We start from the raw sequence: 2964 nt of genomic DNA, 5'->3' as shown, positions 1-2964 counted from the left end.
GGGTAATTATTTGTAAATTTCTACAATAATATTTATACCAGAAAAAAATTATTTTTTCAATTTTTTATCTCTCCACTTCCTTCCCATAATAATTTTCATAGTTTTTCCTATACTGAACAAGGTCAGAAAATTGTTCTTTATTCAGAGAATACTCTTGCATAAGGGTATTCTTTTTTGTAATTACCATACTAATCACCAGAACTTTCTTTTGATTTATTAAGAAGTAGGGAATGAATCTGCCATATTTCTTTTGCCAATTTTTCTATTTTTTCTTTCATATAATCTATATCTTTTTTGTAAATAAGGCCAGTTATATTAGTTGCTTTTGCAATCTGCTTTATATTATTTGTTGTATTTGAAAGTATCTATTGGAGATCTCTAAATAAATTAATCCTCATAATATGTAGGCAAAAAGACCGCAGCTTAAGCCTACGGTCTAATTTTTTGTCCTCATGTACAGTACTTGGAAGAATTATTCAATTTATTCTTTTTACTTCCAGTACCATTTGAGTACCAGTACCGGACAATAAAGGTAAAAGTAATCTATTAACTTTAAAGAAACTTATCTTCCTTATGGAATCCTTAACTTTGTATTTTATACTAAGTTTATAAAATGAAGAGGAGGTTCATTTATATGGACAAATTGATATTAGAAACAAAAAATCTTACTAAAACTTTTGGTAAACAAAAAGCAGTAGATAGTATTTCTTTAAAAATAAAAGAAAATTCTATATATGGATTGCTAGGACCTAACGGAGCAGGTAAATCGACTACATTGAAGATGATTACTGGAATGATTCATAAAACATCTGGTCAAATCTTTTTTAAAGGTCATGAGTGGAGTCGCGACGATTTATCGGATATTGGTGCCTTGATAGAAATGCCTGCCTTGTATGAGAACTTATCGGCTAGGGAAAATTTAAAAGTAAGGACACTCCTACTAGGGTTACAAGATTCTAGGATTGATGAAGTTTTGGAAATAGTTAGTTTAAAAGATACTGGCAAAAAGAAAAGTAGTCTATTTTCTGTAGGAATGAAACAAAGGCTAGGTATCGCCATTGCTTTATTAAATAATCCTAAGCTTTTGATTTTAGATGAACCAACAAACGGACTTGATCCTCTTGGAATTCAGGAATTGCGTGATTTAATAAGATCTTTCCCAGAAAAAGGAATAACAGTTATTTTGTCTAGTCATATTTTAGCAGAAGTTGAACAAACTGCTGACCATATTGGGATTATTAATAATGGAAAATTGCAATATCAAAACATTATTAATCATGATGACAATTTAGAAGAACTTTTTATGAATGTTATAAAAAGTGGAATGGGAGTGTAAAAAATGATATCTTATATTCTTGCAGAAAATTTAAAACATAAGGGCACTTTCTTGAAGAAGTTATTAGTTATTATGCCAATGACTTTAATCTTATTGTCACTCTTTCTTATGCCAAGTTATTTCACTGCTAATTCCTATAACTGGTGGTATGTCATAATAATGCCATCAACTTTTGCCTTAATACCAGCAATGATGGATAGAAAAGAAAGTAGAATATTAAACTACAGAGCAGTTTTCCCTCTAAAAATTAAGCTTGAAAAGTTATGGGTTTCAAAAATAATCACAGCATTAATTTATATGAGTATTACCACTATAGTTCATATGCTAGGGGTATATATTTTTCAATTTTTAATTGGAGGGCAATTAACACCAAACTATGGATTTTCCACATTACTATTTGCGAGTTTCTTACTAATAATAACCAATATTTGGCAAATCCCTCTATGCTTTTTCTTAGCAAAAAAATTTGGCTTTATAGCAAGCATTGCAGTAAATGCAGTATTAGGTTTAGGATCAGGAATATTGTTGTCTGACAGTGCTTTTTGGATTTATTGCCCATATTCTTGGGGAATTAGATTAATGATTCCTGTTATGCGTATTCTACCAAGTGGCATTTTAATAGAAGCATCAAATCCAATGATATCAAACACATCGTTACTTATTCCTTGTATTTTATCTATATGTCTATTTACCTTACTAACAATGATAAGTGCAAAATGGTTTTCAAAACAAGAGGTAAAGTAATGATAAATATAATAAAATCAGAAATATACAAAATTAAAGGCACCTGGCTTCCTTTGATTCACATAGTCTTACCTATAGCCTATTCTTTACTATTTTATGTGGCATTAAAAACCACAGGATTAAAAAATTTTGAAGAAAGAGATATAATACAAACTTATTTTGTACTTTTAGGAGCGGTAATGCCAATAATATTAAGTTTGATAAGTTCAAAAGTAGTTGATATGGAAATGGGTGCTGGAAAATTTCAAGTGCTTTTATCTACTACAAAATCTAGAAGCAAAGCCTATATAGGAAAACTCCTTGTATTAGAATTGGGATTTGTTATTTCTCTTGCTTTAGCTATTATAATTTTTGCAATACTAACTGGATATCAAAATATCTTAGATTGGCTTATTGAATTTTTCCTAATTGTTATTAGCAGCCTTTCTCTATACATGATTCATCTTTGGGTATCAATCGTATTAAGTAATGGTGCATCTATAGGATTGGGTTTTCTAGAAACAATGATTGCTTTGCTTTCAATGACTGTCATCGGTGATAATATTTGGTATTTTATTCCTTGTACCTGGGGCGCAAGACTTCCTGCCATGTATATAAGGCTGGGCAAAGCTTTAGATCCTTCATATTTTTATAAAGAGTTAAGGCTGTGGGGTTTAATAGCATCCTTTATTATCTTAATCCTATTTATTTCCTCAATTATTTGGTTTAATAAGTGGGATGGGAAATCTGTTAGTGAATAAAAGTTTTTAATTTAAAATTAGACCAGCTATCAAATGTCAAGAGAAAATAAAAAATAATTAATCTTGTAATTTATGGCACATCAAATAAGCCTAAAAATTAGGCTTAGAAAAACTAAATAACAACTAAATATTCGGTATGTAAGT

3 protein-coding genes and 2 pseudogenes are annotated in these 2964 nt (G+C 29.7%); 3 read left to right on the top strand and 2 right to left on the bottom strand.

Features of this window, described 5'->3' with window-relative positions:
- Nucleotides 1-64: 64 nt before the first annotated feature.
- Both NH288_RS11250 and NH288_RS11245 read right to left on the bottom strand, forming a co-directional pair.
- A pseudogene (locus NH288_RS11250) lies at nucleotides 65-178 on the bottom strand (relaxase); the annotation flags it as partial.
- 10 nt (nucleotides 179-188) lie between these two features.
- Nucleotides 189-383: pseudogene (locus NH288_RS11245) on the bottom strand (mobilization protein); the annotation flags it as partial.
- A gap of 251 nt (nucleotides 384-634) precedes the next feature.
- On the opposite strand from NH288_RS11245, the gene NH288_RS11240 reads away from it, so the two are divergent.
- From NH288_RS11240 to NH288_RS11230, 3 genes are read left to right on the top strand one after another with little or no spacing between them, the layout of a single operon-like run.
- Entirely contained in the window at nucleotides 635-1336 is a 702-nt protein-coding gene (locus NH288_RS11240) for a lantibiotic protection ABC transporter ATP-binding protein (protein ID WP_265215380.1), read from the top strand.
- A gap of 3 nt (nucleotides 1337-1339) precedes the next feature.
- A complete protein-coding gene (locus tag NH288_RS11235; protein ID WP_265215379.1) occupies nucleotides 1340-2080 on the top strand; it encodes a lantibiotic immunity ABC transporter MutE/EpiE family permease subunit in 741 nt (246 codons plus the stop codon).
- Complete coding sequence (locus NH288_RS11230; protein WP_265215377.1) at nucleotides 2080-2820, top strand: lantibiotic immunity ABC transporter MutG family permease subunit; 741 nt, start codon at nucleotides 2080-2082, stop codon at nucleotides 2818-2820. The genes NH288_RS11235 and NH288_RS11230 overlap by 1 nt, the downstream gene beginning before the upstream one ends.
- Nucleotides 2821-2964 lie beyond the last annotated feature (144 nt).

Source organism: Anaerococcus sp. NML200537, from assembly GCF_026131715.1.
Classification (GTDB): domain Bacteria; phylum Bacillota; class Clostridia; order Tissierellales; family Peptoniphilaceae; genus Anaerococcus; species Anaerococcus kampingae.
Note: the sequence above shows the minus strand (reverse complement) of the source record. Positions and strands in the feature narration are given on the sequence as shown.

Excerpts from the sequence above, each read along its gene's own strand:
- NH288_RS11240 (WP_265215380.1), top strand. The coding sequence starts at position 635 with ATGGACAAATTGATATTAGAAACAAAAAATCTTACTAAAACTTTTGGT.
- NH288_RS11235 (WP_265215379.1), top strand. The coding sequence starts at position 1,340 with ATGATATCTTATATTCTTGCAGAAAATTTAAAACATAAGGGCACTTTC.
- NH288_RS11230 (WP_265215377.1), top strand. The coding sequence starts at position 2,080 with ATGATAAATATAATAAAATCAGAAATATACAAAATTAAAGGCACCTGG.